Genomic DNA, 25,137 nt, shown 5'->3' with positions numbered 1-25,137 from the left:
GCATAATTAACGTGGTTAAATTATGCTTTTTTGCACCTATTTACTTGTCCCCGAAAATCACTTTTACGGCTTTTTCAGACGATTCTCCGGTTTCTAAATAACAGAACTTCTCGTAAAAAGGCCCGAATGAATCCGGAAGCTTATAATCATCTGATTCCGTTTCATTGACCCATTTGATAACGTCACCTGTTTCTTTGACAAGCGGGCCGGGCGCTTCTTTTTCAAAGTCAAAGTAAAACCCTCTGAGTTTATCCCGGTACGTTTCGATATCAGGCACATAAAACAGCATCGGTCTTTTCAGATTTGCATAGTCAAAAAAGACAGAGGAATAGTCCGTTATGAGTAAATCAGAGACCATATACAGCTCACGGATATCTTCGTAGCTGGAGAAATCATACGCAAATCCTTCATACGGTCCGAGATCAAAGTTTTCCGCCACGAGATAATGCATTCGTAAAATAATGACATAACGATCGCCGATCGCTTCTCTCAATTGATGAAGGTCTAAATCAAGGTCAAACTTGTATTTTCCCTTCTTATAAAATTGGTCATCCCGCCATGTCGGTGCGTAGATAATCACTTTTTTATCTTGCGGAAGATTCATTTTTTCTTTCAGCGCTTTGATGACAGAAGGGCTGTTATCCGTTTGAAGGAAGTCATTCCGCGGATATCCCGATTCAATCATGGTTTTATTAAACTGAAACGCCCGGGCGAATATTTCGGTTGAATATGCGTTCGGTGAAATCAGGTAATCCCACTTTGAAGCCTCTGTCGTAAAGTTGCGCTTGTATTTTTCAGTGTTTGTTCCCGGCATATGCACTTCATCCATATCTACTGCAAGGCGCTTTAAAGGCGTGCCATGCCATGTCTGGACATATGTCGTATGCTCAGGTTTCGGAATCCACAGCGGCATACGGCTGTTGACAACCCAGTACTCGGCTCTTGCCATGGCAAACAGCCATTTGAACGTAAAGCGTTCGATATAAGGAATTCCTTTATCTTTAAATGTCTGTGAGTAAGCGGGGTTTACACTCCAGCAGAGACGGTATTCCGGCATCTCTTTGCTCATGTATTCATAAATCGCCCGCGGATTGCAGCTGTACTGTTTTCCGGCAAAGCTTTCAAACATGACAAATTTCTGTTTGACAGGCAGTTTCCCCGCAACCCTGAATCCCGCTTTATAAGTGTTTTGTATTCTTTTCTCAATGAACTTTTTCAGCTTATTCTTTCTCTTGCGTACAAAGGAAGCGCCCCGTTTCAGCTTTCCTTTCACAAAATACTCCACGCGGGTGCTGAAGCTGTAATCGTTCATCCTCAGGTGGAGATTTTTCGTTTTCTTTTTCGTGAAAACGTGAAATCTGGCAGGCCCTTTCTCCGTTTTCAGGATCGTGAATTGGTTAGGGTTTACTTGTTCAGATTTCAGAACCTTTAACGGTTTGCTGTTGGTGATAATCTCTTCACCCGTCCCGGCATCTTCAAAAATGAATTGAATATGGAATTGAAAAGTTAGCTGCTGATTCAATTCTTTATAAACGGCATTCAAATCAATTTTTGTATCAAAGCCTATCGTGTCAAGCATCGTTGTGTCCTGAACATATTCATCAAGGTCGTGTCTCGGCACGTCGTGAAGCGGATACTTCAGAATGAGAGGCTCCTCTTCTTTTCCTTTTTTCATTTTCAGAATCAGGTTTTTTTCTTTTATCTTTAAGGTTTCTGCCGCATTCAGCCGGAATGCAAAACCTTTCAGATGTAAGCTGCCGTCAGATTCGAGCTCCATTTCATCAATCCGCGTGACGAACTTTTTCTGCAGCAGCTTTAAGGAGAAATTCCCTTTCTTCGTCGTGTAAGGGAAAAAGAACATATGATGAGCCTCATCTTTATAAGAAGACAGTTCAATAGGTTCAAGGCTGGATTTTAACCGTTTTTTACTGATATCACTGTCATCATTGATAAAGGAGACATAGAAATCCAGACATCCTTTGCCGTCCGTATGGTCAGAAAGCAGATCCGTGCTCATAACAGCATGGTACTCCCCGCCTTCTCCGGCCAACCGTTTCAGAGGGACGGAAAGTTCCGCTTTTGTCTTACGATTTATAATCTGAAGAGAAGGCTCTTCCCCTGCAGTGACATTTTCACAGGATATCGTAATGCTGAATGTCTCTTCCTTTATGTTAAGATGTTTTAACTTGTATCTGACAGGATTTTCTATACCCATAAAATAAGTCTACTCCTCTGTTTCAATTAAACATATCCAATCACAATCATCATTTTGTTACTTTCAGTGAAAGGTTCTCCTTCACCGTCCGGTAGAATTGATATTGCAGTCCGTTCGCTTCTGCCGTCACCTTTTCACCGTCGTCTCTGTTTAACATGACACGTTCATAATCGTTATAAATGACATACATAATATAACCGCCAAGTCCGACTTTTTCAATGTCACGTAACGGGATTTCAAGGACGTACCGCCCGTCTCCCAGTGACTGAACCGGAAACTGGTGGACTACTTTCATGTTATCTCTGTGCTGAAACTGAATATATTGGGCATTATTTCTGTCCTGTCCGAACAAGCGGAACGTAACGGTGAATTTATGATCGGCGAACACCGCGCTTTCCGTTTCTCCATGCATGCGAAGTTCGACCAGTTTATTTTCTTCATCCGTCAGCGGGCTTTCTAAATAAGCCAGTCCGCCTTGCGTCACGATGTTTTTATCGGGCTCTTTTTTGGACCAGCGGAACAGCTTTTCGACCTCATCATACCGTTTTTGAGTCAGCAGACGGTAGGCTGTTTTATGAATCGGATGAAAAAATGTCTCGGAAATATCGTATTTCGTCTTCTTTAACACATTCAGAATTTCATTGAATTTATTGTAATAGGCTTCTTTGTTTTCGCTTTTCAGGAAGTGCATCCGATCGAAGAGACGCGTAATGGAATCGAATTCGATCAGGCGGTTCATCGCCATCTTCTCTTTTTCAGTATCTAATTTTTTGTTCAGAATATACTTCATTACGGCTATGTTCGTGTCGGTTTTTTCCATTATATTAGTCTGCTTTGTCAGCGACTCATTATTGTCCATTCTGTTCAGATAATAGACCGGTTCGGTTGACGTTGAAATATCTCCGCACGCCAAAAGAACATCCATAAAAAATTGCTTATCTTCAGCAAATTTCATTTCCGGATATCTGATATCATTATCTTTTAGAAATTGTAAGTTCATCATTCTTGCCCGCGGGCCGAGATGATAGAAAATATGCCGGATTGAAAAAGGCGATACCTTCGCTCTGTTCAGCGAAGACTCATGTTTCCCGATCGTTTTTTGACCGTTCACCTGCATTTCGATCGTTTTTCCGACCGCATAATTTACCTGATCTCTTTCAAGCATGTCGAATAAGATTTTAACTCCGTTCGGCGCAAACCAATCATCTGCATCCAAAAATGTAATGTACTTCGCATTAGCCAGCTCAATTCCCAAGTTTCTCGGATAAGCCGGGGTTCCCGTGTTGTCTTTCAAAAAGACGACTGTAATATTTTCATACAATTCGGCGTACTCAGTCAGGATGTTTCTGGAATCATCAGTAGAGCAATCATCGACAAGAATTAAAGAAATATGCTGAAAGCCGATGTTTTGAAGGATCACTGAATCAACTGTTTTCCTTACATATTCTTCTGCATTATAAACAGGAACGACTACCGCTACCGTCTTCTCTTCCGCCAATGCTTCTTTATTTAAAATGGTATATTCGCGTTCTTCTACGGACGGCTTGGACTCTTTTTTATTCAACTTAAAAAAGTTACTAAGATTCATCTTTAAATTCTCCTCTTATTGTCTAGCTTTTTTTCAAAAGCGCATAACAAATATAGCGAAAATAACCTTATATTACAAGAAGTACTCCCTATCCGGAGGGAGTACTTCTTTATCATCTGTATATCCGAATGTTTCAATTACACCCCGGCAATTTCTTTTTTAATCTGTGTGGTGGAAATGCCTTCGGTTCTAGGGAGGTAGATGACTTCGCATTGATCTTTAAGGAAATCGAATTTGCCTTCCCAATCGTCTCCCATTACGAACACGTCGATGTTGTGATCCGCTACGTCACGTACTTTTTGATCCCAGCTGTTTTCCGGAATGACTTCGTCGACATAACGGATCGTTTCCAGAATCAGCTTTCTGTGTTCATAGCTGTGGTAGGCCTTTTTTTGTTTTTGCAGGTTGAACTCGTCTGTTGAGATGGCAACAACAAGGTAATCTCCAAGCTGCTTTGCGCGCTCAAGCAGTTTAATATGACCCCAATGCAGTAAATCAAACGTACCGTAAGTAATGACCTTCTTCATGAAACAAAAGCTCCTTTCTATCATCATACGTATAACAAGCAACTGCCCTGAAATGCTGCGCAGCTGTATCCTTAATCACTAAAGTGCCAATTTCGTACTCATGGAACCTCATTATATCACATAGCCCTGAAAAGGTTAAGCCAATGTAAAACGAAGTTAAAATCCACTTATTAACAAATGTTATTACAATAGGAGTTTAGCAGGGTTTTTGCGCGTATGATTAAAGAAATTGTTATCTTATTTATATTTTTGTAAAACTATTGTTAAGTTTCTCTGAAGGTATTATGTTAAAATAAAGCTTAGCCTAAGTCACGAAAAAGTGAAAGAAAATCCCGTACAAAAAGGAGGACGGCAGATGCAGACTGAAATGGTGCACAACCTTTCTTATGTTAATGGAAATTTACAGGAGTTTATTTCATATTTAGACACTTATTATATCGCACAAAAGCAAGGAGCCGTCATTGCGACGGTCAATCCTGAGATCGGATACGCTGCGGCGAAAGACAAAGGTTATCATCAAGTCATTTCTTCCGCGGATTTCGTCCTGCCGGATGGTATCGGCGTCGTGTTAATGTCACGTTTGACGCAGCACCCGCTGAAATCAAGAATTGCGGGATTCGATGTGTTTCTTGCGCTGCTCGGCCTCGCAAACCGGCAGTCTAAAAAAATATTTTTATACGGAGCTAAGCAAGACGTGCTTGACGCCGTTTTGAACCGGATCAGCAAAGAGTATCCGAATATTGAGGTTGTCGGAGCCAGCAACGGTTATGAAGCGGATAAACGCTTCGTCGCCAAACAGATTTCCCGGGCGAAACCCGATCTCGTGTTTGTCGCCTTAGGATATCCCCATCAGGAACAATTTATTTATGAATACAAACATCTTTTCCCTCAGGCTGTATCGATCGGTTTGGGCGGAAGCTTTGATGTGTTCAGCGGAACGGTGAAACGCGCCCCTGAATGGATGATCAAAACGAATCTGGAATGGCTGTACAGACTGTTGACGAATCCGTGGAGATGGAAAAGGATGCTGAACATTCCGAAGTATGCTTTTACCGTTTTGAGAAATAATAAATCAAATAAAAGCCTGTATTCCAAGCAGGCAGAAGATCAAACGAAACAGCTTTAAACAAATAAAACAGCAAAAGAGATTGGTAATCTATGAACTTGCGATCTTTATTCGCCGCTTTTTATTCTATATATCTGTCTGTTCTCGGCGTTTTGTTCAAGCCTGTAAAGCCCAAGAACCATCTGACCCTGCTGGTATCTTTTGAAGAGAATGCGCAGGCTCTCATCCGTTCTTACAAAGCGCACGCTGAATCGCTTTCTTATGAAATGACGGTTTTGTATACGAGACATGCCGTCAGTCTGAAAAAAGAGCTGGAAGGTATCGGCTCTTTTTATCTGAACGAAAAACATCCGCTGCATCTTTTGAAGGCTGTTTTGATCCTTTTTAAGAGCAAAGTGGTGATAACGGATAACTATTTCCTCATGACAAGCGTCTTAAACCGCCGGCCGCAAACGACATGCATTCAGGTGTGGCATGCGAACGGCTCTTTGAAAAAGTTCGGCCTTGAGGATGTGACGAATCAAAACCGTCCGGCATCAGATATCAGCCGGTTTAAAAAAGTGTACCGCTCGTTTGACTTTGTCACCGTCGGCTCAGACGCGATGGCTGACGTTTTTAAAAAGTCGTTCGGCATACGGGACGGCCAGCTGTTAAAAACGGGTGTCCCCCTGACTGACGTCTATTATGAAGAACACAAGCCGGAACTGAAGCACAAATGGCCGAAAAAAATCATCCTGTACGCACCGACATTCAGGGATTATGATATGCAATCCTTCCGGCTGCCATTCACCGAAGAACAGCTCACAAACGCGTTAAACGGAGAGTATATGCTGCTTGTAAAGCTTCACCCTGCCGTTTTGCATCAGATTTCCGCTTCGTTTGAAAGCGAACTGATCAAGAACGTGTCTGACATGCGTCTTCATGATCTCTTGAAAGCGGCTGATATTTTAATTACGGATTACTCTTCCGTGCCTTTTGAATTCGCGCTCTTAAATAAACCGATTTTCTTTTTCACGTATGATCTGGAAGAATATGATCGAAAACGCGGTTTAATCAACAATTATACGTCCGTCATTCCCGGAAAGGCTTGTCATGACAGCGAAGCCCTTCTGGAGGAAATGACGAAAAAGCCATTTCGTGCAGAAGAAATGAAGCGGTTCTCAGACAAATGGAATATGTATTCAGATGGGAATTCGAGTGAAGCGTTATTGAAATTTGCGGAAACAAAAATGAAGAATTGTGCTGAAGCACCTGCCTGAATCCGACGGCGGGTGTTTTTTGCATGAAGAAAGGGCTGAAGCATACACTTCAGCCCTTTTTTATACTTTCTTATACACGGGAACATCATAGTAAAGCGTATAGTCATCCAGCAGTGAGTATAAGCTGTACATGCGGTTTACCTGCTTATACGCCCAGCCGATGTCTGTCGCATACTGATGGGCCGCGGCTGGAGACCATCTCATTTTATACAGCGTATCCTGCTCGTATGAAGGATTGTGAATATAAGACGCACCGATAAATTGGGCTCCGCCGATAATCGCGGCTTCCGGAGTAAACCAGCCTTGATTATACGCGTATTGTGCGCCGTAGTAATTCGGGTTGCTGTCATAAGCCCCGATGCCGTACATGTTGTAAACCTTTTTACCATTATACATAATGCCGTTCGCAAGCTCTGACGTGCCATTGCCCGTTTCAAGCAAAGCATGCGAAATCAAATACACTTCATTGATGCTGTATTTGCCGGCGGCTGTAATAAAGGCCTGGCCTTTCCCTGTCAGTATTCCTTTATTGACCAGCACTTTTTGATTCAGTTCCGATGCGTTTAGTCCGGCTGTCTGAGAGAGCTTCAGAAATTGAAAGTAATACTTGCTGTCTTGTGCGAAGTGAGCCGGATTGACATACTGCCCGACTTCGTCACTGCTGGCGTTTCTCCAGCCCATGCTGAGTTTGGCCCAGCCGTTTGTCTGGCCTGTGATGCTGACTTTATCGCCTTTTTTCAACTGCCCGATAATATTGCCGGAGCTGACTTCCGGGGTTGACCGGACGTTCAGGACGTCGGCTGTGACCGTTCCGGAGGCCGTATTGATGTACGTAAGCGATGCATAAGCCGCGGCATCAGTCTGCGGGCTGACTGTCATTTGTTTTTTGACCATATCTGCCAGCGAGATGTTGTAATTGGTATTCATGATTTGCGGTCCGTTTTTTATTTTCAAAATAGCCATCGTCCATCCGTACAGCTTTTTCAGCTTTTGGGAGGCGGCGTCCGCTGACTGCGCTCCCGTGAATTGATCGCGAATGCGGAGTTCATAAACCGGATGGCTTTCACTCGTATAGCCGGCCTGTAATTGTTTGGCGCTGAAAAAGCTCATGCTTTTATTTAAAACGGTTTTACTGCTGAATGTTTCGGTTTTGATGACGTACTGTGCAGAGCCGGTTTTCCCCGTCTCCTTCACAGTGCCGGCCGCTTTGTTTTGCTTGAAAAAAGCAGTCACGCGGTCAATGTCTTCCTTTTTAAGCAGCGGTGCCGTTTCAATTCTGAATTGTGTATACGCTGCTTCACCTGTTTTCTGCGCGGAGGCGGATACTTTTTTCCCTTTGAAAAAGTCCAGCGAACGATTGATCTTTGCCGTATCAAGCAGTGATTCGGTTGTGACTTGGTACGTTGTGTCCGTCTGCTTGGATATCGTTTTTGTAATGGCGGTCAGTTTATATCCCGCCAGCAGATTCAATCCTTTTTTTATCTTCGACTGGTCTGCCGTCTGCTGAGAAAGCAGCTGATATTCGTTTTCTGCTGTTTTTCCCGCCGCGGTTCTTGCCGTCTTTACACGCTGCTGGCGGAAAAACGCCTCCGCTTGATCTGCCTTTGCAGCGGTAAGCTGCCCTGCCGTGATCCGATAAACGGACACTGATGCTGTCTTTTTGACAGGCGATGCGTCGCAATGCCATTTTTTCTTTTTAAAGAAAGCTTGAACACTTTGCAGCTGCTTAGCCGTCAGTCCGCTCATCCCGACCGTGTAATTATTTTTCTTGCCGGCTTTTTGATAGCTTCCGCTGACACCCGTATTCTTCTTGATTTGGGTGATAGCATTTTGTACGGCGCTTACTCCGTTAAAATATCCTGACTGCACGTTGTACACGGTTGCTGTTTTGCTTTGGGCATACTTTTGAACATTCCCTTTGACGCCCGTTTTCTGCTGCAGCTGTTTCGCTAAACCTGCCGCATCATTTGCATTTGAAATGTCAGAGACTGTCACGGTGATATTCGGACTGGCCTTTGCCGTGACTTTCAGCGACGCCTGCAATCCTGTTTCCTTATGAAAATCAGTTTGGATTTGAGCGGCTTTTTGATCGCCGGAGATTGTTCCTGATTGGATCTGAAACCGGGCTGTTTCCCGTTTGATCTGACGGTATGACGCTTTCACGCCCGTCTGCTTCGTCAACGCTTGCGAGAGCGCTTTTGCGTCCGCTTCGGCCGCCATCTCAGCAGTCACGACCTGCATGTACGGCTGTTTTGTCCCCGCCGGCTTGACGGCGCCGGTCACGCCCGTTTTTTTCGTCAGTTCGGCAAGAAGATTTTTCGTCTGCCGCTCGTCTGATAGGACGCCTGATGTGACGGTCACGTACGGCTGTTTGCTTCCGCTTGCGCTGTAAGTGCCGGACACGCCCGTCTGCTTCGTAAAATCTTTCAGCACGGTTTTCGCATCCGTTTCATCGTGTAAGCCTGAAGCTGAGATTTGATAAGTGAGCGGCGTATTTCCGGCTTTCTTTGCGTCAGTCTGCCACCCCGTATCCTTTTTCAATTTCGCTGCCGCTTGAAGCGCCTCGTTCTCAGAAGCAAATTGCTGCTTCGTTTCCAGCTCGTAAACGGAGTAGTCGCTGTATGCGGCCTCAGCGGGCTGTGTAAGGGTGCAAAAGACAAGGAAAACGGCGGACAATAACATAGGTGCAACGAATCTCTTTTTCATTCCTTCTCCTCTTTCTGATTCAATTGGTTTCTATCAAACTAGTTTATTTATCGGCCGGCCTTCTTCATTTTTACAGAGAGAAATCACCCAATTTTCCAAATAAAAAAACTTAATCCCAGAGCTGGGATTAAGTTTGGTTTTATATATGAGAAACGATGATCGTGCAATCTCCGTTTATCGTAAAGTCAGGCATCTGATCCGGCAGTATGAAATGCGCGCCTTTTTCAAGCTTGGCGGACTTGCCTTCACAGATGATGGAGCCGCTTCCTTCTGTGACGCTGCACAGCATAAACGGAGCGTCCTGGGTCATTTCCGCCGTCCCGCTGATATCCCATTTGTATACAGAAAAATATTCTCCCTGCACAAAGGTTTTGATGGTGACGCCTTTTCTCGTTTCAGTTGATTCATCTAAAAATCCGTCCACATGAGGAACGGTGGCTGCGTTGACGGCATCGCGGATATGCAGCTCACGCGCCTGGCCGTTTTGATCTGTACGCCCGTAATCATATATCCGGTAGGCGGCCTCTGAATTCTGCTGTGTTTCAAGCACGAGCGCCCCCGCGCAAATGGCATGGATGGTACCGCTCGGCACATAATAAAAATCGCCGGGTTTGATCTTCACACGGCGCAGCAGGCCTTCCCAGTCACCGCTGTTAATCATGGTGACAAGTTCCGCTTTCGAACGGGCCGTGTGACCGTATATGATTTCCGCATTTTCTTTACAGTCAATAATGTACCAGCACTCAGATTTCCCCGTTTCACCCTGTCCATGCTCCTCAGCGTCATAATCGTCAGGATGGACTTTAACGGACAGATGTTGTTTGACGTCCAGTATTTTCGTCAGCAGCGGAAACCGGTCCCCTTCCGTTCCGCCGAATAATTCTCTATGCTGATCCCACAGTTCCATCAAGGTTTTCCCTTGATACGGACCGCTTTTGACCGTGCTCATTCCGTGCGGATGGGCTGATATCGCCCAGCATTCGCCGGTTGTTTCTGAAGGTATGTCATATCCGAATCGTTCGCGTAATAACGTGCCGCCCCATAGTTTTTCTTTACATACAGGCTGTAAAAAAATCGGCTCTTGCGTCATGTTCGTTCCCCTCCCCTTAAAAAGCGGCTCATATCCCATTCCCCCTGTGTCTTTTTTAAAACACGGAGGGAGCCGCGGTTAAAAACAATATGTATAAAATGGCTGACCTGCTCATTATACCATTCGGATGGGGCGGAATGCTCAGTCATTTCCTATTCCAGAATAAAATGCCTTGTTTGTCGCAAATTAAAATAACTGATGGAAAAAGGGGGGAACATTGTGACGATACATGCGGAGCTCGGCAAAAACCTTGAAGTGCTGAAAAAACGGTTCGGCCAAAGCGATGACATGATGTTTTATTCGTTTACGTACGGAAACGGCAAATGTGACGCCTGTCTTATCTATATAGACGGACTGACCGACAATCAATTGCTTGCGGAATATATTATTTCGCCCGTGCAGGCGGCCGCCCGGCATCAAGAGGAACCGGCTGAAATACCGCCGTCATCCATCTCTTTCGGCTATCGTCATACCCGGCTTTCTTCACTTAAGGACGCGGAGGCAGACATTTTCTCCGGCAAATCGGTTTTGCTGGCGGAGGGATGGGAGGAAGCTCTTTCGTTTGAGACGGAAACATTTAAAATGCGTGATATTGAAGAACCGTCTTCTGAAGTGCTTGAACGGGGGCCGAGGATAGGTTTTGTCGAAAAGCTTCGGACGAACACGGCGCTTTTGCGCGAGCAGTCCGGTGATCCCAACCTCCAGATCAAAGAGGTCACACTCGGCGAACGGACAAAAAAGCGGATCGCCGTTGCCTACATTCGTGATATTGCCCCTGATGATGTCGTAAAAGAAGTGATGAAAAGACTGGAGTCCATCACCATTGACGACATTCCGGAATCAGGAGCGATCGAGCAGCTTATTGAAGATAACACGTATTCCATTTTCCCGACCGTCTTGACGACTGAACGGCCCGACCGGGTTATGGGCGCTCTTTTGGAGGGAAGGGTTTCCATTCTTGTAGACGGAACGCCTTTTACCCTTTTGGTGCCGGCCACCGTTGATGAATTTATCCATTCCCCTGACGATTATAATCAGCGGTGGGTTCCGGTTACCTTTCTCAGGCTGCTTCGGTATACATGCATTTTAATCACGATTTATTTACCCGGCCTTTACATATCGCTCGTTACGTTTCACACGGGGCTCTTACCGACGAGAATGGCGGTTACGATTGCCGGAAGCAGATTGAATGTCCCGTTCCCTCCTTTTGTTGAAGCGTTCATCATGATTTTTACGATCGAGATGATCAGAGAAGCCGGACTCAGGCTGCCGAAGCCGATCGGACAGACGATCGGCCTGATCGGGGGCGTGGTGATCGGACAGGCCGCCGTTCAGGCGAATATTGTCAGCGCGATGATGGTCATTGTCGTATCCGTTACGGCGTTGGCTTCTTTTACGGCGCCCTCCTATGCGTTCAATTTTCCGCTGAGGCTCATCCGTATTTTTTCGATGATTTTGTCGGCGATATTAGGTTTATACGGACTGATCATGTGCTATCTGCTTGTCATCGGCCATCTGATGCGCCTGAAAAGCTTCGGTCAGGACTATCTTATTCCGATCATGGCGCAGCCTGGCCAAGACTTAAAAGATACGATCGTCAGACTGCCGACGCCTCTTTTGAAAAAACGGCCGACCAGAAAAGAGACGAAAGATAAAATCAAGCAAAGGTGATCCCCATGAAAAAACCGGAAGACAAGCTGTCGTTTATGCAGACACTTCTCATGGTAAGCGGAACAATGATCGGAGCGGGCGTGTTAACACTGCCGCGCTCCGCCGCAACAGCGGACAGTCCGAGCGGATGGATCATTATTCTTGTGCAGAGTGTCGTGTTTATCGGCATCGTCCTGCTCTTTATGCCGTTTTTGCAGAAAAACAGCGGGGAAACCATTTATGAGCTGAATCAAAGCATCATGGGCCGCGCCATCGGTTCTCTTCTGAATTTATTCATAAGCTGTTATTTTGTCGTCACCGTCTGTTTTCAAGCCCGTTTTCTCGGTGAAGTCATCAATTACTTTTTACTGAAAAATACGCCGATGGGTGTCGTCATATTCATCTTTCTGGCGGTCGGCATTTACCATGTGACCGGCGGGGTCTATCCCATTTCAAAGCTTTATGCCTATCTGTTTCCGATTGCGATCGTCATTCTGATTACGCTGCTCATATTCAGTTTGAGACTGTTTAAGCTGGATTTCGTCCGCCCGGTCATGGAAGGAGGCTACAAAAGCTTTTTTGAGCTGTTTCCGCGGACCCTTCTGTATTTTTCGGGACTTGAGGTGATTCTTTATCTGGTGCCGTTTATGAAAAACCCGAAGCAGGCGAAAAAGGCGGCTGTCTTCGGCATCGCAGGCGCGAGCATTTTTTACAGCTTTACGCTGCTTGTCGTCATCGGCTGTATGTCGGTCGCTGAAGCCAAAACGGTGACGTATCCGACCATTTCCCTGATTCATGCCTTGGAAATCCGGGGCATTTTCATAGAGCGGTTTGATATCTTTCTTTTAATTACGTGGACATGCCAGCAGTTCACCTGTATGCTCGGTTCTTTTAAAGGGGCGCATCTCGGATTAAACACCATTTTCAAACTGAAAAATAAAAACAATGCCTGGCTGCTGGGAGGCTTATTGGCAGTGACATTCGGCCTATCAATGTACCCCGATGATATCAACAGTGTGTTTGCATTCGCGAATATTCTCGGATATGCGTTTTTTGCCGTCATTATGATTCCTTTTCTCATCTGGTTTGTCAGCTGGATGAAAAAAATAGCCGGGAGGAAACAGACGTCATGACACTTTTCATAAAATGGGCGGCGGCGCTTTTCATACTGATGACGCTTTCAGGATGCTGGGACGCGAAGGAAGTCGAAAAGCTGTCTTTCGCCCGGGGGCTGGCGATAGACGAGACGAGTGACCGCCGATATAAATTAACCTATCAAAACCTGCTGCCCCAAAGCGAAAACAGCCAGGCTTCCGGCCGGCCCGTGTTTGTCAATGTAACGACGCGGGGGGATACCATTCTTGAAGCCGTCAGTGAAGTCTCTTTAAAAGATCCGCCTGTTTACAGCGATCATTTAAAAGTGCTGATATTCAGCGACAAATTGCTGGCCGACCAAAATATACTGCAGATGATGAATCATTTTATCCGCGATGATGAATTAAGGCGGAGCAGCTACCTCTTCGCGGCAAGAGGAAAAGCGTCCGATATTCTGACGGAGCCGACGCCGAATCAGCAGCAGCCCATGGCCGCGGAAAAGCTGATCGACCTTACGAACAACGGCGGCTACAACGGGAAGATTTTAAAACCGCTCCGAATCGGGAGAGCTTCGATTTACTGCCATAATAAACTCAGTTTTCTCATTCAGGCCGTCAGCAATCAAAAAGGAAAAACGGTGTATGACGGAGCGGCCATTATCAAAAACGCAAAACAAAACAGATTGGCGGGCTTTCTGTCATCATACGAAATACAGAGCCTGAATTGGCTGATGGGGACGATACGGGGCGGCGTGCTGCCCGCTTTGGATAAAGGGGGGCACCCGATTACCTTCGAGATCAAAAAATCAACATCCGCCATCACTCCCAGGCTGAAAAACGGGAAGCTGTCATTTCATGTAGCGGTAAAAACAAAAGGACTTTTGTCAGAGGATCAATATGCCGGAGAAGATTCATTCGATCAGCACTATTTAAACGGGCTAGAAAAGATTTTCGAAAAAAAACTGAAAAGCGATGTGAAAGAAGTCATCGATAAGCTGCAGAATCAATATGAAACGGACCCTGTATTCTTTTCTGACAGAGTCCGCATTCAATATCCCGACTATTGGAAGAAAGTAAAGCATCATTGGGATGAGACCTTCTCCGAAGCGGCTTTTGACTATGATGTTTCCATTCAGATTACCAACTTCGGAACGATGGGACGGTAGCCTTCAGCGTGTTTTTTCGACACGGAGGAGAATTTGATAAATCCGGCTTTGTTCGGGCAGCTGTGTCACCGGAAATTGCATCGATTGCGCCATTCGTGTGATTTCCTGTAAAAACAGCTGCACCCGCTCATCCACGTGAACATACGTATAGGACTGCTTTTTCACGTCAAATGTCTCTTCCGGAAAGAGCGTGCGCACCGTCTGCGGCGTAAAAAACCGCAAGTGGGTGCGGTCGAGAATGCCGGCGTCTCTGTATGTCCAGTCACCGAGCAGAAGCGGGAACAGCGCTTCGGCGTGGGAAATATTCGGAATGCTGCAAACGATTGATCCGGCAGGCGACAAATAGGATGAGTACGTTTCAATGACGCGCCACGGGTCTTTTAAGTGCTCAAGGATGTCCGCGAAAATGATGCAATCAAAAAAGCCTTCCGGATAAGGCAGCTTCACTTCTTCGACATCTTCCTGCAGCACCGCTTCATAGTGTCCTTTTGCCGCTTGCGCCGCCAGCGGGTGCAGTTCTATTCCGTACAGTTCGCAAGGCTGTCTGTTTTGAAGTTCCAGCCCCGTAGCCCCCGCGCCGCAGCCGACATCAAGTATCCGTTTCGCCTCCCGGGGAACGAGCTCCGCAATTTCCGGTCTCGGATGAGTAAAGTACGTAAAATCAGTACCCCATTTTTCCGTAAAACGCTGGCGGTTCTCCGAATATAACTGATTGATATTGATATCCTGATTAGCCGTAAACGTCGCGTGCCCGTGGTGATGCACAAAGGCATCGAGGGCGATGTGCAGGCTGTAGCCTTTTTGCAGGGCGCGCAGACATAGGTCATCATCTTCAAAAGAACCGTATCCGAATTGTTCATCGAACGGGCCGATGTCTTCAATGACGCTTCTTTTCACCAGAAGACAGAAGCCGACAAGGCGCAGCACCCGCTTTGTATGATGCTTTTCCCGGGCGCAATACGCCTCCGCGAATGACTCCAGCTCATCAAGCGATTGATACGCGTCGTGGATCATTTGCGCGCCGCTGACATAGTTGCTGACGGGCCCGACCATACCGGTTTTTTCAGATTGATACAGCACCCTCAGCATGGAGGTGAGCCAATTTTTCGTGACCATCGTATCGTTGTTCAGAAACAGCAGATTTTCTCCCCCTGCCGCTTTGATACCCTGGTTGCACCCCTTGGCGAACCCGAGGTTTTTTTCATTTAGGATGACTTTGACGTCAGGCAGATTTGATATGTATTCTCTCGTTCCGTCTGAGGAACCGTTGTCAACTATAATCAGTTCAATCTTATCTTTGTCGGTGTATCGTTCAATGCTGGCCAGACATTTTTTCGTCAGCTCAAGTTCATTATATGTAAGGATAATAATACTCGTTTTCACCGGCATCCCCGCCTTTATCGTGACTTTATACAACGTATGACATATCCCCGTCATTTATGTGACCGGGCGCCCGCACGGCATCCGTTTTGAGGGGCCGGTGAATAACCGCCCCCTAAAACTGAATATTACGGATGAACTGTCCGCCGATTTGATTCTGATCCCGAGCCTCCGTTACGGCTTTTCAGATCCTGCTCAATTTCTTCAAGGCTTTTCCCCTTCGTCTCGGTCACTTTAAACCGGACGAACAGGAATGCCAGTATCCCGATCGCGGCATAAATGAGAAATAAATAGCTGATGCCGACTGCTTCCATTAACATCGGATAGGTTAATGAGACAATCAATGTTCCGGCATGCAGCATCAAAGTGGAGACACCCGTCCCGATACCCCGGACATGCAGCGGGAATAATTCAGGAAGCATGACCCACACGGCAGGCCCCCAGCTGACCGCAAATACAATGATAAACAGGCCTAAACAAATCACCGTTGTCCATGATGCGGCTGCTGAATGTTCAAAGAAAAGATTGACCGCGGCCAATACGAGCAGACTGATGACCATGCCCGCATTACCGGCCAGCAGCAGCGGCTTCCGGCCGATCTTATCAATGACTTTAATAGCCGCAAGCGTCATGATGACATTGACGGCGCCGATTCCGACCGTTCCCAATATAGACGCGGAATTGCCGAACCCGACACTGGTAAATGTTTTCGGGGCGTAATAAATAATTGTATTTGTCCCGATGAATTGCTGCAAAAAGGCAAGTCCGAGGCCGGCAATCAGCGCGGGTCTCACCCACGGCTCAAACAATTCTTTCAAGCCGCCTTCGTTTTCCTTTTCCGCTTCTTTCATCTGATCAATCTCATCATCAATATTCTTCGTTCCCCGCAATGATGAAAGGATTTCTCTTGCTTTCTCTTCTTTTCCGATCGTAAACAGCCAGCGCGGGCTTTCCGGCATAAATAGGATTCCGATCAGCAGAATGACTGACGGCACAACCGCAAGTCCAAGCATCCAGCGCCAAGCGCCTGCATCGGCAAATATATAGTTCACGATATAAGAAACGAGGATTCCGACCGTAATCATCAGCTGATTCAGCGAAGAGAGCGCCCCCCGTTTATGCTTCGGAGCCAGCTCCGATAAATAGAGCGGAACGATCGTTGTAGATGTTCCGACAGCCAGTCCGAGAATGATCCGGAAAAGAACCATCACCTCTGTATTCGGGGCAAAAGCGACTCCTAAACCGCCTATACAAAACAGCAGCGCCGCTCCCATGATGGCCTTCCGCCTGCCGAACCGGTCGGTCAGTTTGCCGGCGAATCCCGATCCGAGAATCGCCCCCGCCAATAACGAACTGACGACGAGGCCTTCTGTAAAGGCGTTCAGTCCCAGTTCTTTTTTCATAAATAAAATAGCTCCGGAAATGACTCCGGTATCATATCCGTATAACGCGCCGCCGAGTGCGCCGAAAAAATAGAGCCATTTATTCGAGTGTATGCTTTTCATGTTATGTAGACTCCCTTCATCCAACGCTGTATCCGCGCGGAAGTGTTCTACTGCTTCTTTTGCCTGTTTCCGTCCGTTTCAAACCTTCCGCACCGTTAATATCCATTATTTTACTAATTATTTTTTACAAAGCGACGAAACATTTCACGCTTCCTGCCGTCCAATATAATGTGAACCTGATGCAAAAATAACAGTAGATATTGTCGAAATAGAGAGAAAGATTTGGAATTTTCTCATTTGCAGAGTTGCTCCAAGTCAACAATTATGGTACGCTTCACAAAGAATAGAAACGAGAGGTAATGATATGGAAGAACGATCTCAACGCAGAAAAAAGAAAAGACGCCTCAGAAAATGGGTGAAATTTGTACTGGTATTCGCCGCTTTCTTATTGGTGATCGCCGGTTCCGTCGGCACCTACGCATTTGTGAAATTGAATAATGCGACCAAAGAAGCGCACGTCAGCCTTGACCGCGGCGACCAGTCCGTAAAACGGATCAAAGAATTTGACCCGAAGAAGGATTCTTTCACCGTATTGCTTTTAGGAATAGACGCCCGTGACAATAAGGGCGAATCAGTAGATGACGCAAGAAGTGACGCCAACGTGCTCGTCACCTTCAACCGGAAAAAGAAAACAGCGACGATGCTCAGCATTCCGCGGGATTCCTATGTCAACATCCCGGGACACGGCTATGACAAATTCGCGCACGCACATGCTTACGGCGGTTATAATTTAACTTATAAAACAGTAGAAAACATGCTTGATATTCCGGTAGATTATGTGGTTGAGAGCAACTTCGACGCGTTCCGCGATGTCGTCAATGAGTTGAACGGCGTTACGGTAAATGTGAAAAGCCAGAAAATTGCCGATCGTATTAAAGTCGATACAAAAGGAAAAGTCGTGCTGAAGCCGGGCGTCCAGACGCTTGACGGTGAGCAGGCACTGGCTTATGTAAGAACACGCAAAGCGGACACCGATCTGATGCGCGGACAAAGACAGATGGAAGTGCTGAGCGCCATTATTAAAAAATCTAAATCGTTAAGCTCGATCCCTTCTTATGACGATATCGTCGACAGCTTAGGGAAAAACTTAAAAATGAACTTATCTCTTAATGACGCCATCGGTCTGTTCCCGTTTATCACATCGCTGAAATCGGTGGATTCTTTGCAGCTGACAGGTTCAGACAGCTATATTTACACTCCTCAGTACGGCAAAAATATTTATTACTTCAAGCTGAATGAGGAAAACCTTCAAGAAGTAAAAACAAAATTAAAAAATGATTTAAACGCGTAAGACGTCACGGCGGGATTAGTAAATCCCGCCGTTTTTCTGTTGAAAAAAAGGACATGAAGGTATAGCCTTTAACTGACGGCTTTCTGCTGATTTCGCACAAAGCTGAACATACTACATGAAGCAGCTTTATTTTTAAGGAGGGCATCCATACATATGAAATTGATAGCCATTGACTTAGACGGCACATTACTGAACTCGGACAGTGTGATTTCTCCGGAAAACAGAGCGGCTTTACAAAGAGCGGATGAGGCGGGCATTCTCGTGGCCATCTGCACGGGCAGAGCCACGTTTGATGTAAAAGCGCTCTTAAAAGATTTGGATATTCCGATTATTGCGGCAAACGGCGGGACAGTCCATGACAAAGGATACCGCCTCGTCAGCCGGCTCTTAATGGATCAGCAGGCCGGGAAGGATATCGCCGCTTATTTAACGGACAACGACATTTACTTTGAGGTCTATACAGATGATCATCTGCTGTCCCCATTTGACGGCGAGTCCAAACTGCAGGCAGAACTGGATATTCTGAAAAGCGCCAATCCCAAGGAAGATATTCAGACATTATGGGAGGGCGCAAAGACGCAGTTCAAACAATTCGGCATTAAACCCGTACAGGATATACAGGCGATTTTTAACGGAGACGAACATGTTTACAAGCTTCTTTGTTTCTCTTTTGATATGGAAAAACTGAGAAACGCCAAAGAAGAAATTACACATCATTCGAAATTATCCCAGACATCTTCCGGAAAACACATTATCGAAATCCTCCCTGCCGGTTCCGGAAAGGGACGTGCTCTGACGGAGCTTGCTTCACTGTACGGTATTGAAAAACAGGATATTTACGCCATCGGCGACAGCCCGAATGATTTCTCCATGTTTGAAGCGGCGGGAAACCGCATCGCCATGGGCAATGCGATTGATGAACTGAAGGAAAAAAGCACGTATATTACAAAAAGCAACGATGAAAACGGCGTCGCATATTTCATCAACCGGCTTCTCGACAACGATCAATAAAAGGAAAAAGCCAGGTCTTTCACGGCCTGGCTTTTTTCACGTTTCCCAAAAAAGAAATTCCCAAAAATGAAAATAAATTGTAAGATAAAGAAAAAAGGAGTTTCATGATGTCGAATGCAATCGCTATTATAGGATGTTTAGCTTTTCTCTGCGCAGTCGGATACGGAATATTCCACCTCATATGCAAAGCTGCCAAAAAAGAAAAACGTTTTTCAAAAAAGCTGTTTTGGCCCCTTCTCATCGGCGGATTTATCCTGCTTCTGACCGGCGCCTCCCTCGCAGAGCCGGACGCCTCGGCCGTGAAGGCAGAGGAGAAATACAGCACCCTTGATACCGCTTATCAAAAATTGACGAAGGAACACCAGGCGCTTGAGAAAAAATATGAAAGCATCAGTGCCGCGGCCGAAAAGGAGAAATCCGAAGCCGGCAATGAAGAAAAACTCAGCAAACTCAGCCAAGAGATAAGCGAGCTGAAAAAAACAAACAAATCACTCAAACAAGACAATGAGACATTAAAAAATTCACAAAAGAAGCTCGAAAAGACCGCTGAAACGCTTCAGTCAGAAAATAAAACTTTAAAGCGGCAGAAAGCAGAAACAAAAACATCCGAAAACGCGGAAACGGCGCAAAACAACGCCCCTTCCTCCGGCGGACATGCCGAAACGAAAGCAGGCGGCACCTCACAGGGATGCGACATTAAAGGCAGCCGGAACGGCATTTATCACACGCCGGGAAGTACATACTACGACCGGACGACAGATCCCGCGGAAATGTTCTGTTCCGTAGAGGATGCGGTAGCGGCCGGATACAGAGCGCCGAAACGGTAAAAGAAAAAGACGTCAGAGACACTCTCTGACGTCTTTTTTTACGGAAGCCGGATGCCGCCCGCATATTTGTCCTTCCAATAAGCGCTTGTATTCATATTTGTTATGGTAACGCCTGCGGACACGGTGACATGAATCACTTGTCCGTTCCCGATATAAATGGCCGGATTCAGGCTTTCCGCTTTAAAGAAGACCAGATCGCCGGGCTTCAGATCTTGTTTATCGACCGGAACGCCCGCCTGCATCTGCTTGTCCGCATAACGCGGCAGGCTGATTCCTTTCGCTTTTTGATAGATGTATTGAACAAATCCCGCCGTATCAAAGCCGGTTTCCGGTGAAACGCCGCCTTTCAGATAAGAAATTCCGATATGATCGGCCGCTGTGGACACAACGGGATTTTCTTTAGAAATGGCTAAATTGCTGAATCGGCGCACCCCCGTAAAATGTTTTTTCCAGTAATCTTCCGACAAGTAAGAAATGGTGACTTTTTCGGAGCGGCTTGCTTGGATGAACCTTCCCTCTCCCGCATAAATGCCCGCATGGGAAATTCCTTTTTTATACGTGTCGCTGAAATAAATCACGTCCCCGGGCTTTATGCCGCTCAGTTTGATTTTCTCACCGACCAGCCACTGCTGTTCCGCTGATCTCGGCAGGTAAATGTGAAGCTTGTTTTCAAAAACATATTGGACCAGCCCCGAACAGTCGAATCCCTCCTCGGGCGTGCTTCCGCCGAATACATACGGAATGTCGAGGTAACGGGCTGCCTCCTGAACGATCGGGTCATCAGCCAGTTCCGGATCTTTTGTAATCCGCTTTGCGCCAAGATATAAATTCATCCAATAACTGCTTTTTTGAAACCGTGTGACGGTTACGCCTTCTGACGGAGAACTGTGTATCATCTCTCCGTTTCCGATATAAAGACCGTCATGGACGGGTGCGTTTTGTGTTGAATCCGACTTTTTGAAAAACACAAGATCTCCCGGTAAAAGGTCATTTTCTTTGACGGCGGTTCCAATCTTCCATTGATCACTTACCGTTCTCGGCAGATGGATGTTCTGCCTGCTGAAAAGATAATGCATCAATCCGGACGGATCAAAACCGTCCTCAGGCTCTTCGCCTCCGTAAACATATTTATTTCCGACAAGTTTTTGCGCGTCTGAAACCATCAGGACAGAAACTTGAGAATCCGCTTCAGCAATTTCCGTTCTCGTTACTGCGGGTGCCACAAGACAAATCATAAGGCCGGCAAGGATGTACTTCCTCCAGCTTGTGAGCATGTTTTCTATTCACTCTCCTCATTTTTAGTAGTTTTTACATCGGTAACTTTTAACAAATGTTTAGGAGAGCACACAAAAAAAGAATGCCCGATATGGGCATTCTTTACTGGATTCGGAACAAACAATATGCCGGCAAGCGGAATCATGCGCTTATTTTGCGCCCGCTGTGTCCTCTTGCTGAATTTTTTGCATTTCCGTGTCAATTTTTTGTTTTTCCTGATCTGTGAGCTGATCATTGTATTTAAACGCTGACATAAACATAAAGACCATAATGATCGCGGCAAACGGCCATCCCGCTTTAATGATTTTCATTTGTTTTTCACTCCGCTTTCTTTTTTAAGATATCGCTGTGATCCACATCAAACGTTAATTTTCCATCCTTGACGCTCCAATCGAAATTCGATTCTTTCGTCAGTTCACGTACGATCGTTTTATGATTGATGCTGCCTTTTTTAACCGGTGCAGGCGTTGCTTCATGAATATTCATCGGCGTGACTTCAAAGCGTCCCGTGCCGTTTTTCTGCATATGATATTGAACAAGCGCCGTGTCTCTCGTTCTTGTCCACCCCTGGTCGAATACGAAGTTGCCCAGGCTGTAGAAAATAACGGTGCCGTGGTACATTTCGATCGGTTCCAGCACGTGCGGATGGTGTCCGACGATAATATCCGCTCCGGCATCTGACATTGCTCTTGCCAATTGGCGCTGTCTGTCATTCGGATCATTATCGTATTCCTGTCCCCAGTGTGTTTGAACAATGACAAGATCGGCTTTCTTTTTGGCTTTAGAAATCATCGGAATAAACAGCTCTGGATCGGCCGGAAGCACACCCGGCGCATTTCGTTTAGCTGCAAAGCCTTTTCCGGAAACATCAGTGAAACCCAGTGTTGCGATTTTGATTCCGTTTACATCTTGATACGAAATGTTCTGCTCGGCTTCCTTCAGCGTGAGGCCCGCGCCGACAAGTTCAAGATTTTGCTTTGAAAACTCTTCAACCGTATCCCGCATTCCTTGAGGGCCGTAATCCATCGCATGGTTGTTGGCTGCCGTGAGAACGGTGAAATTCATGTCCTTCAATACTTTTACGGCATCTTTGTTTGACTGAAGGTGGATATTTTTTTCTGCTTCTTTGTAGTTCTTTTTATATGTAACCGGGTTTTCAAAGTTCCCCGACACATAGTCGGATGCTTCGAAAAATGGCTTTGCGTAACGGAAGACACTCTCCGTGCCTTTATGCTTTGTCACTTTCTCGACATTCCGGCCCATCATAATATCTCCGACGAATGAGGCTGATACAAGGTCATCTGCATTCCTTTTCACACTCGGCGTTTCCGCCTTCCCTGTCAGGATGCAGACGAACATCAGGCAAAAGACGATCGGCAGCGCGATAAAAACGTGAAGATTGGTCTTCTTTTTCTGCTGTTTGGTAAGCTTCAGCAGTTTTTCTTGAAAGCTTAATTGTTTTTTCATCGTTTGACACACCTTACATTAGATTAAGTAGTAAGCAAACATAATGGCAAAAGTTGCGCCGCTTAAGAACAGCGTGCTGGCAAATGTAATCGTTAATCCCTGTTTCTGAATGGTATTGGCGATCAGACCCGGTACGATGATACCGATTCCGCGGAATTCTGATATCTCAAACGGTACGATCGGGTAAAGGAAATCAAGGGCGATTTTTAAGCAGATTCCCGTTATCAGCATAGCTGCGAACTTTCTGCGTCCGTACAAAATCATAAATCTGGATAAACCGTATTTGACGATCACGTATGTAAGAAGACTCACTAACAATACGAGTAAAATAAAGACCGGCTGGTTAAAAACGAGCCCTAAATAACCCGGCACGACTAAACCGGCAGGTACGATACCTGTTTTTTCCGCGAAAATTAAACTGATTAACACGCCTAAAATAAGTGAGATGTATAAATCTGATCCGAACATTTATCCTTTTCCTCCTAGCTAACGAGCTGTTTCACCTTATACTCTTGAATTTTTTCAATTAATGGTTCCGCTGAACCGTGGATATTGCCGACGCCATATATGACACGGTTTTGCATTCTTGTTTTCAGCACGTCCATGATTTCGTCTGTTGATTTATATTCCAGATCGTGCAGTGTATCGGCAGGAATCTTGCCTTCTTCATAAGCTCTGACGATCGGTTCTGTCGTCTCGCCGATGAGTATGAGTTCCTTCGTTTTAATGTACGGAAGCACGTCGTTTGCGAACTGAATCGTTCTGTCCACACGGTCGGCGCGGCAGTTCATGATGACGATCGGTTCATCTGTCGGGTAGCCGATTTCCTTTACACGTTTCCATATATTCAAAGTAGAAGATGCATCATTTGCGGCAAAGCCGTTTACGAAATGACCGGGCTCCTTCGTGCTGAGCAGCGGCAGGATTCTCATGGCGCCAGGATCAGGCGGCGCATTCAGCATTCCTTTAAACGCCGTTTCTTCATCTATCCCAAGAGCCTGGGCAACGCCGAGCGCAAGGGAAGCGTTATCAGGAAAGACCATATATTCAAATTTTCGAAGGTATTCATCTGTAATTTTAGAGTTATCCGCAATAATGACCTCGGTATTCCGCTCTGCGGCTTTTTCTTTAAAGAAGTCTGTGTATTCACTGTCTGTAATGACAAGGTGACCGTTATACGGTATCGTCGCGGTAAAAGCTTCAGCGATTTCATCAAGCGTCGGCCCCATGACGTCCATATGGTCTTCAAGCACATTCACGATGACGCCGATGTTGGCTTGAAGGAGTTCTTCCTGAAAGATAATCTGATAATCCGGGTTTACCGCCATACATTCACTGACAATGGCATTGGCGCCCCGTTCTACGGTTTCCTTCATTACTTCTTTTTGCTCGCCGATATTCGGGCCCTGCGGTTTCCGTTTGATCGGTTTCTCCTCAGGTGTATCCCAATAGATCATCCTTGCATCTGTTCCCGTCGTTTTTCCGACTGTTTTGTAGCCCGCCTCCATCAGTATTCCGGTCGTCAGCCTCGTTACGGTTGACTTTCCGCGGATACCATTAATATTGACGCGTACTGGCAGAGCATCGATATTCTTCTGATGCCGCCTTTTTTCAATGATTCCGATGATTAGTACGGCAGCACAGGCTATAATGAGTAACCACATTGATTTTTGACATCTCCTTCTGTATTGATAAATTCATTCATCAGTATATAGCTTCACTATGAATTCTCAATCGGCATTATGTAACATAATCTTCCCGCTTTCACTGAGCCAAACTTCTCTATTAGTGACGCTATTCTTCCTATTATCGAATTGCTTTTTTTGGGAATAGGCAGGACTTCAACCTTACTTCAATTTTCCAAAAGAAAAATGAATGCGTTTACATTTCCGCACAGAAATTCATTTGGACCAATGGAACTATTCGCGTTCCGGAAGAAAAAGATGTAATGATAATCCATCTTTTCCAGCCCGTTTGTATCAGCGTTTTTCGCACTGCGCATACGTTTCGGGACTCTCTG

At 45.8% G+C, this 25,137-nt stretch carries 20 protein-coding genes; 8 read left to right on the top strand and 12 right to left on the bottom strand.

Annotation, left to right across the window (positions count from 1 at the left end; translation table 11 throughout):
• Positions 1–40 precede the first annotated feature (40 nt).
• The 3 genes from G9F50_RS02260 to tagD all read right to left on the bottom strand — a co-directional run bounded on the left by G9F50_RS02260 (position 41) and on the right by tagD (position 4,330).
• Complete coding sequence (locus G9F50_RS02260; RefSeq protein WP_032867490.1) at positions 41–2,215, bottom strand: CDP-glycerol glycerophosphotransferase family protein; 2,175 nt, start codon at positions 2,213–2,215, stop codon at positions 41–43.
• Positions 2,216–2,264: 49 nt separating this feature from the next.
• Positions 2,265–3,803 (bottom strand): glycosyltransferase family 2 protein, encoded by a 1,539-nt coding sequence (locus G9F50_RS02255; RefSeq protein WP_060562484.1) that lies wholly within the window; start codon positions 3,801–3,803, stop codon positions 2,265–2,267.
• A gap of 137 nt (positions 3,804–3,940) precedes the next feature.
• Positions 3,941–4,330 (bottom strand): glycerol-3-phosphate cytidylyltransferase, encoded by a 390-nt coding sequence (gene tagD / locus G9F50_RS02250; protein WP_003151361.1) that lies wholly within the window; start codon positions 4,328–4,330, stop codon positions 3,941–3,943.
• A 355-nt stretch (positions 4,331–4,685) separates the two neighbouring features.
• Between tagD and G9F50_RS02245 the strand changes: the two genes are divergently transcribed.
• Positions 4,686–5,456, top strand: coding sequence for a WecB/TagA/CpsF family glycosyltransferase (locus G9F50_RS02245; protein ID WP_012118587.1), 771 nt, complete (start codon positions 4,686–4,688; stop codon positions 5,454–5,456).
• Between the two features lie 32 nt (positions 5,457–5,488).
• Entirely contained in the window at positions 5,489–6,655 is a 1,167-nt protein-coding gene (locus G9F50_RS02240; RefSeq protein ID WP_060562483.1) for a CDP-glycerol glycerophosphotransferase family protein, read from the top strand.
• Positions 6,656–6,715: 60 nt separating this feature from the next.
• Here the strand turns inward: G9F50_RS02240 and G9F50_RS02235 are convergent, their stop codons facing one another.
• Together G9F50_RS02235 and manA are read right to left on the bottom strand one after the other, a co-directional pair.
• Positions 6,716–9,361: an N-acetylglucosaminidase gene (locus G9F50_RS02235; protein ID WP_060562482.1), complete on the bottom strand. Its 2,646-nt coding sequence runs from the start codon at positions 9,359–9,361 to the stop codon at positions 6,716–6,718.
• Between the two features lie 139 nt (positions 9,362–9,500).
• Positions 9,501–10,451: a mannose-6-phosphate isomerase, class I gene (manA, locus tag G9F50_RS02230; RefSeq protein ID WP_025285367.1), complete on the bottom strand. Its 951-nt coding sequence runs from the start codon at positions 10,449–10,451 to the stop codon at positions 9,501–9,503.
• A 219-nt stretch (positions 10,452–10,670) separates the two neighbouring features.
• Here manA and gerBA point away from each other — a divergent pair, with 219 nt between their 5' ends.
• The 3 genes from gerBA to G9F50_RS02215 are packed head-to-tail and all read left to right on the top strand — an operon-like array spanning position 10,671 to position 14,361.
• A complete protein-coding gene (gerBA, locus tag G9F50_RS02225; protein WP_060562481.1) occupies positions 10,671–12,122 on the top strand; it encodes a spore germination protein GerBA in 1,452 nt (483 codons plus the stop codon).
• Positions 12,123–12,127: 5 nt separating this feature from the next.
• A complete protein-coding gene (locus G9F50_RS02220; protein ID WP_007614158.1) occupies positions 12,128–13,234 on the top strand; it encodes a GerAB/ArcD/ProY family transporter in 1,107 nt (368 codons plus the stop codon).
• Positions 13,231–14,361: a Ger(x)C family spore germination protein gene (locus G9F50_RS02215; RefSeq protein ID WP_020956435.1), complete on the top strand. Its 1,131-nt coding sequence runs from the start codon at positions 13,231–13,233 to the stop codon at positions 14,359–14,361. The genes G9F50_RS02220 and G9F50_RS02215 overlap by 4 nt, the downstream gene beginning before the upstream one ends.
• 3 nt (positions 14,362–14,364) lie before the next feature.
• On the opposite strand, the gene G9F50_RS02210 is transcribed toward G9F50_RS02215, so the two are convergent.
• Together G9F50_RS02210 and G9F50_RS02205 are read right to left on the bottom strand one after the other, a co-directional pair.
• On the bottom strand, positions 14,365–15,777 hold the full coding sequence (locus tag G9F50_RS02210) for a bifunctional glycosyltransferase family 2 protein/class I SAM-dependent methyltransferase (RefSeq protein ID WP_079891092.1): 1,413 nt from the start codon (positions 15,775–15,777) through the stop codon (positions 14,365–14,367).
• A 92-nt stretch (positions 15,778–15,869) separates the two neighbouring features.
• Positions 15,870–17,246 (bottom strand): sugar porter family MFS transporter, encoded by a 1,377-nt coding sequence (locus G9F50_RS02205; protein WP_007407509.1) that lies wholly within the window; start codon positions 17,244–17,246, stop codon positions 15,870–15,872.
• Between the two features lie 304 nt (positions 17,247–17,550).
• Here G9F50_RS02205 and G9F50_RS02200 point away from each other — a divergent pair, with 304 nt between their 5' ends.
• The 3 genes from G9F50_RS02200 (at position 17,551) to G9F50_RS02190 (ending at position 20,375) form a co-directional block, all read left to right on the top strand.
• Positions 17,551–18,537, top strand: a complete 987-nt coding sequence (locus G9F50_RS02200) for an LCP family protein (protein WP_007407510.1) — start codon at positions 17,551–17,553, stop codon at positions 18,535–18,537.
• A 153-nt stretch (positions 18,538–18,690) separates the two neighbouring features.
• Positions 18,691–19,548: a Cof-type HAD-IIB family hydrolase gene (locus tag G9F50_RS02195; RefSeq protein ID WP_060562480.1), complete on the top strand. Its 858-nt coding sequence runs from the start codon at positions 18,691–18,693 to the stop codon at positions 19,546–19,548.
• A 107-nt stretch (positions 19,549–19,655) separates the two neighbouring features.
• Positions 19,656–20,375: a sunset domain-containing protein gene (locus G9F50_RS02190; protein WP_060562479.1), complete on the top strand. Its 720-nt coding sequence runs from the start codon at positions 19,656–19,658 to the stop codon at positions 20,373–20,375.
• A 38-nt stretch (positions 20,376–20,413) separates the two neighbouring features.
• Here the strand turns inward: G9F50_RS02190 and G9F50_RS02185 are convergent, their stop codons facing one another.
• The 5 genes from G9F50_RS02185 to pgsB all read right to left on the bottom strand — a co-directional run bounded on the left by G9F50_RS02185 (position 20,414) and on the right by pgsB (position 24,781).
• The gene (locus G9F50_RS02185) at positions 20,414–21,649 is read right to left on the bottom strand and encodes a C40 family peptidase (RefSeq protein ID WP_060562478.1); all 1,236 of its coding nucleotides are present in this window, start codon (positions 21,647–21,649) and stop codon (positions 20,414–20,416) included.
• Between the two features lie 150 nt (positions 21,650–21,799).
• A complete protein-coding gene (gene edmS / locus G9F50_RS02180) occupies positions 21,800–21,961 on the bottom strand; it encodes an extrachromosomal elements maintenance protein EdmS (RefSeq protein WP_003151344.1) in 162 nt (53 codons plus the stop codon).
• A gap of 7 nt (positions 21,962–21,968) precedes the next feature.
• Positions 21,969–23,117 (bottom strand): CapA family protein, encoded by a 1,149-nt coding sequence (locus tag G9F50_RS02175; RefSeq protein WP_165417686.1) that lies wholly within the window; start codon positions 23,115–23,117, stop codon positions 21,969–21,971.
• An 18-nt stretch (positions 23,118–23,135) separates the two neighbouring features.
• Positions 23,136–23,585 carry a poly-gamma-glutamate biosynthesis protein PgsC gene (gene pgsC, locus G9F50_RS02170; RefSeq protein WP_003151340.1) on the bottom strand — a complete coding sequence of 150 codons (450 nt, stop codon included), beginning with the start codon at positions 23,583–23,585 and terminating at the stop codon, positions 23,136–23,138.
• A gap of 14 nt (positions 23,586–23,599) precedes the next feature.
• Positions 23,600–24,781: a poly-gamma-glutamate synthase PgsB gene (gene pgsB, locus G9F50_RS02165; protein ID WP_003151337.1), complete on the bottom strand. Its 1,182-nt coding sequence runs from the start codon at positions 24,779–24,781 to the stop codon at positions 23,600–23,602.
• Positions 24,782–25,137: the final 356 nt, after the last annotated feature.

Source organism: Bacillus sp. EKM206B (assembly GCF_011066015.1).
GTDB lineage: Bacteria > Bacillota > Bacilli > Bacillales > Bacillaceae > Bacillus > Bacillus velezensis.
This window is presented reverse-complemented; position numbering and strand designations above follow the sequence as displayed.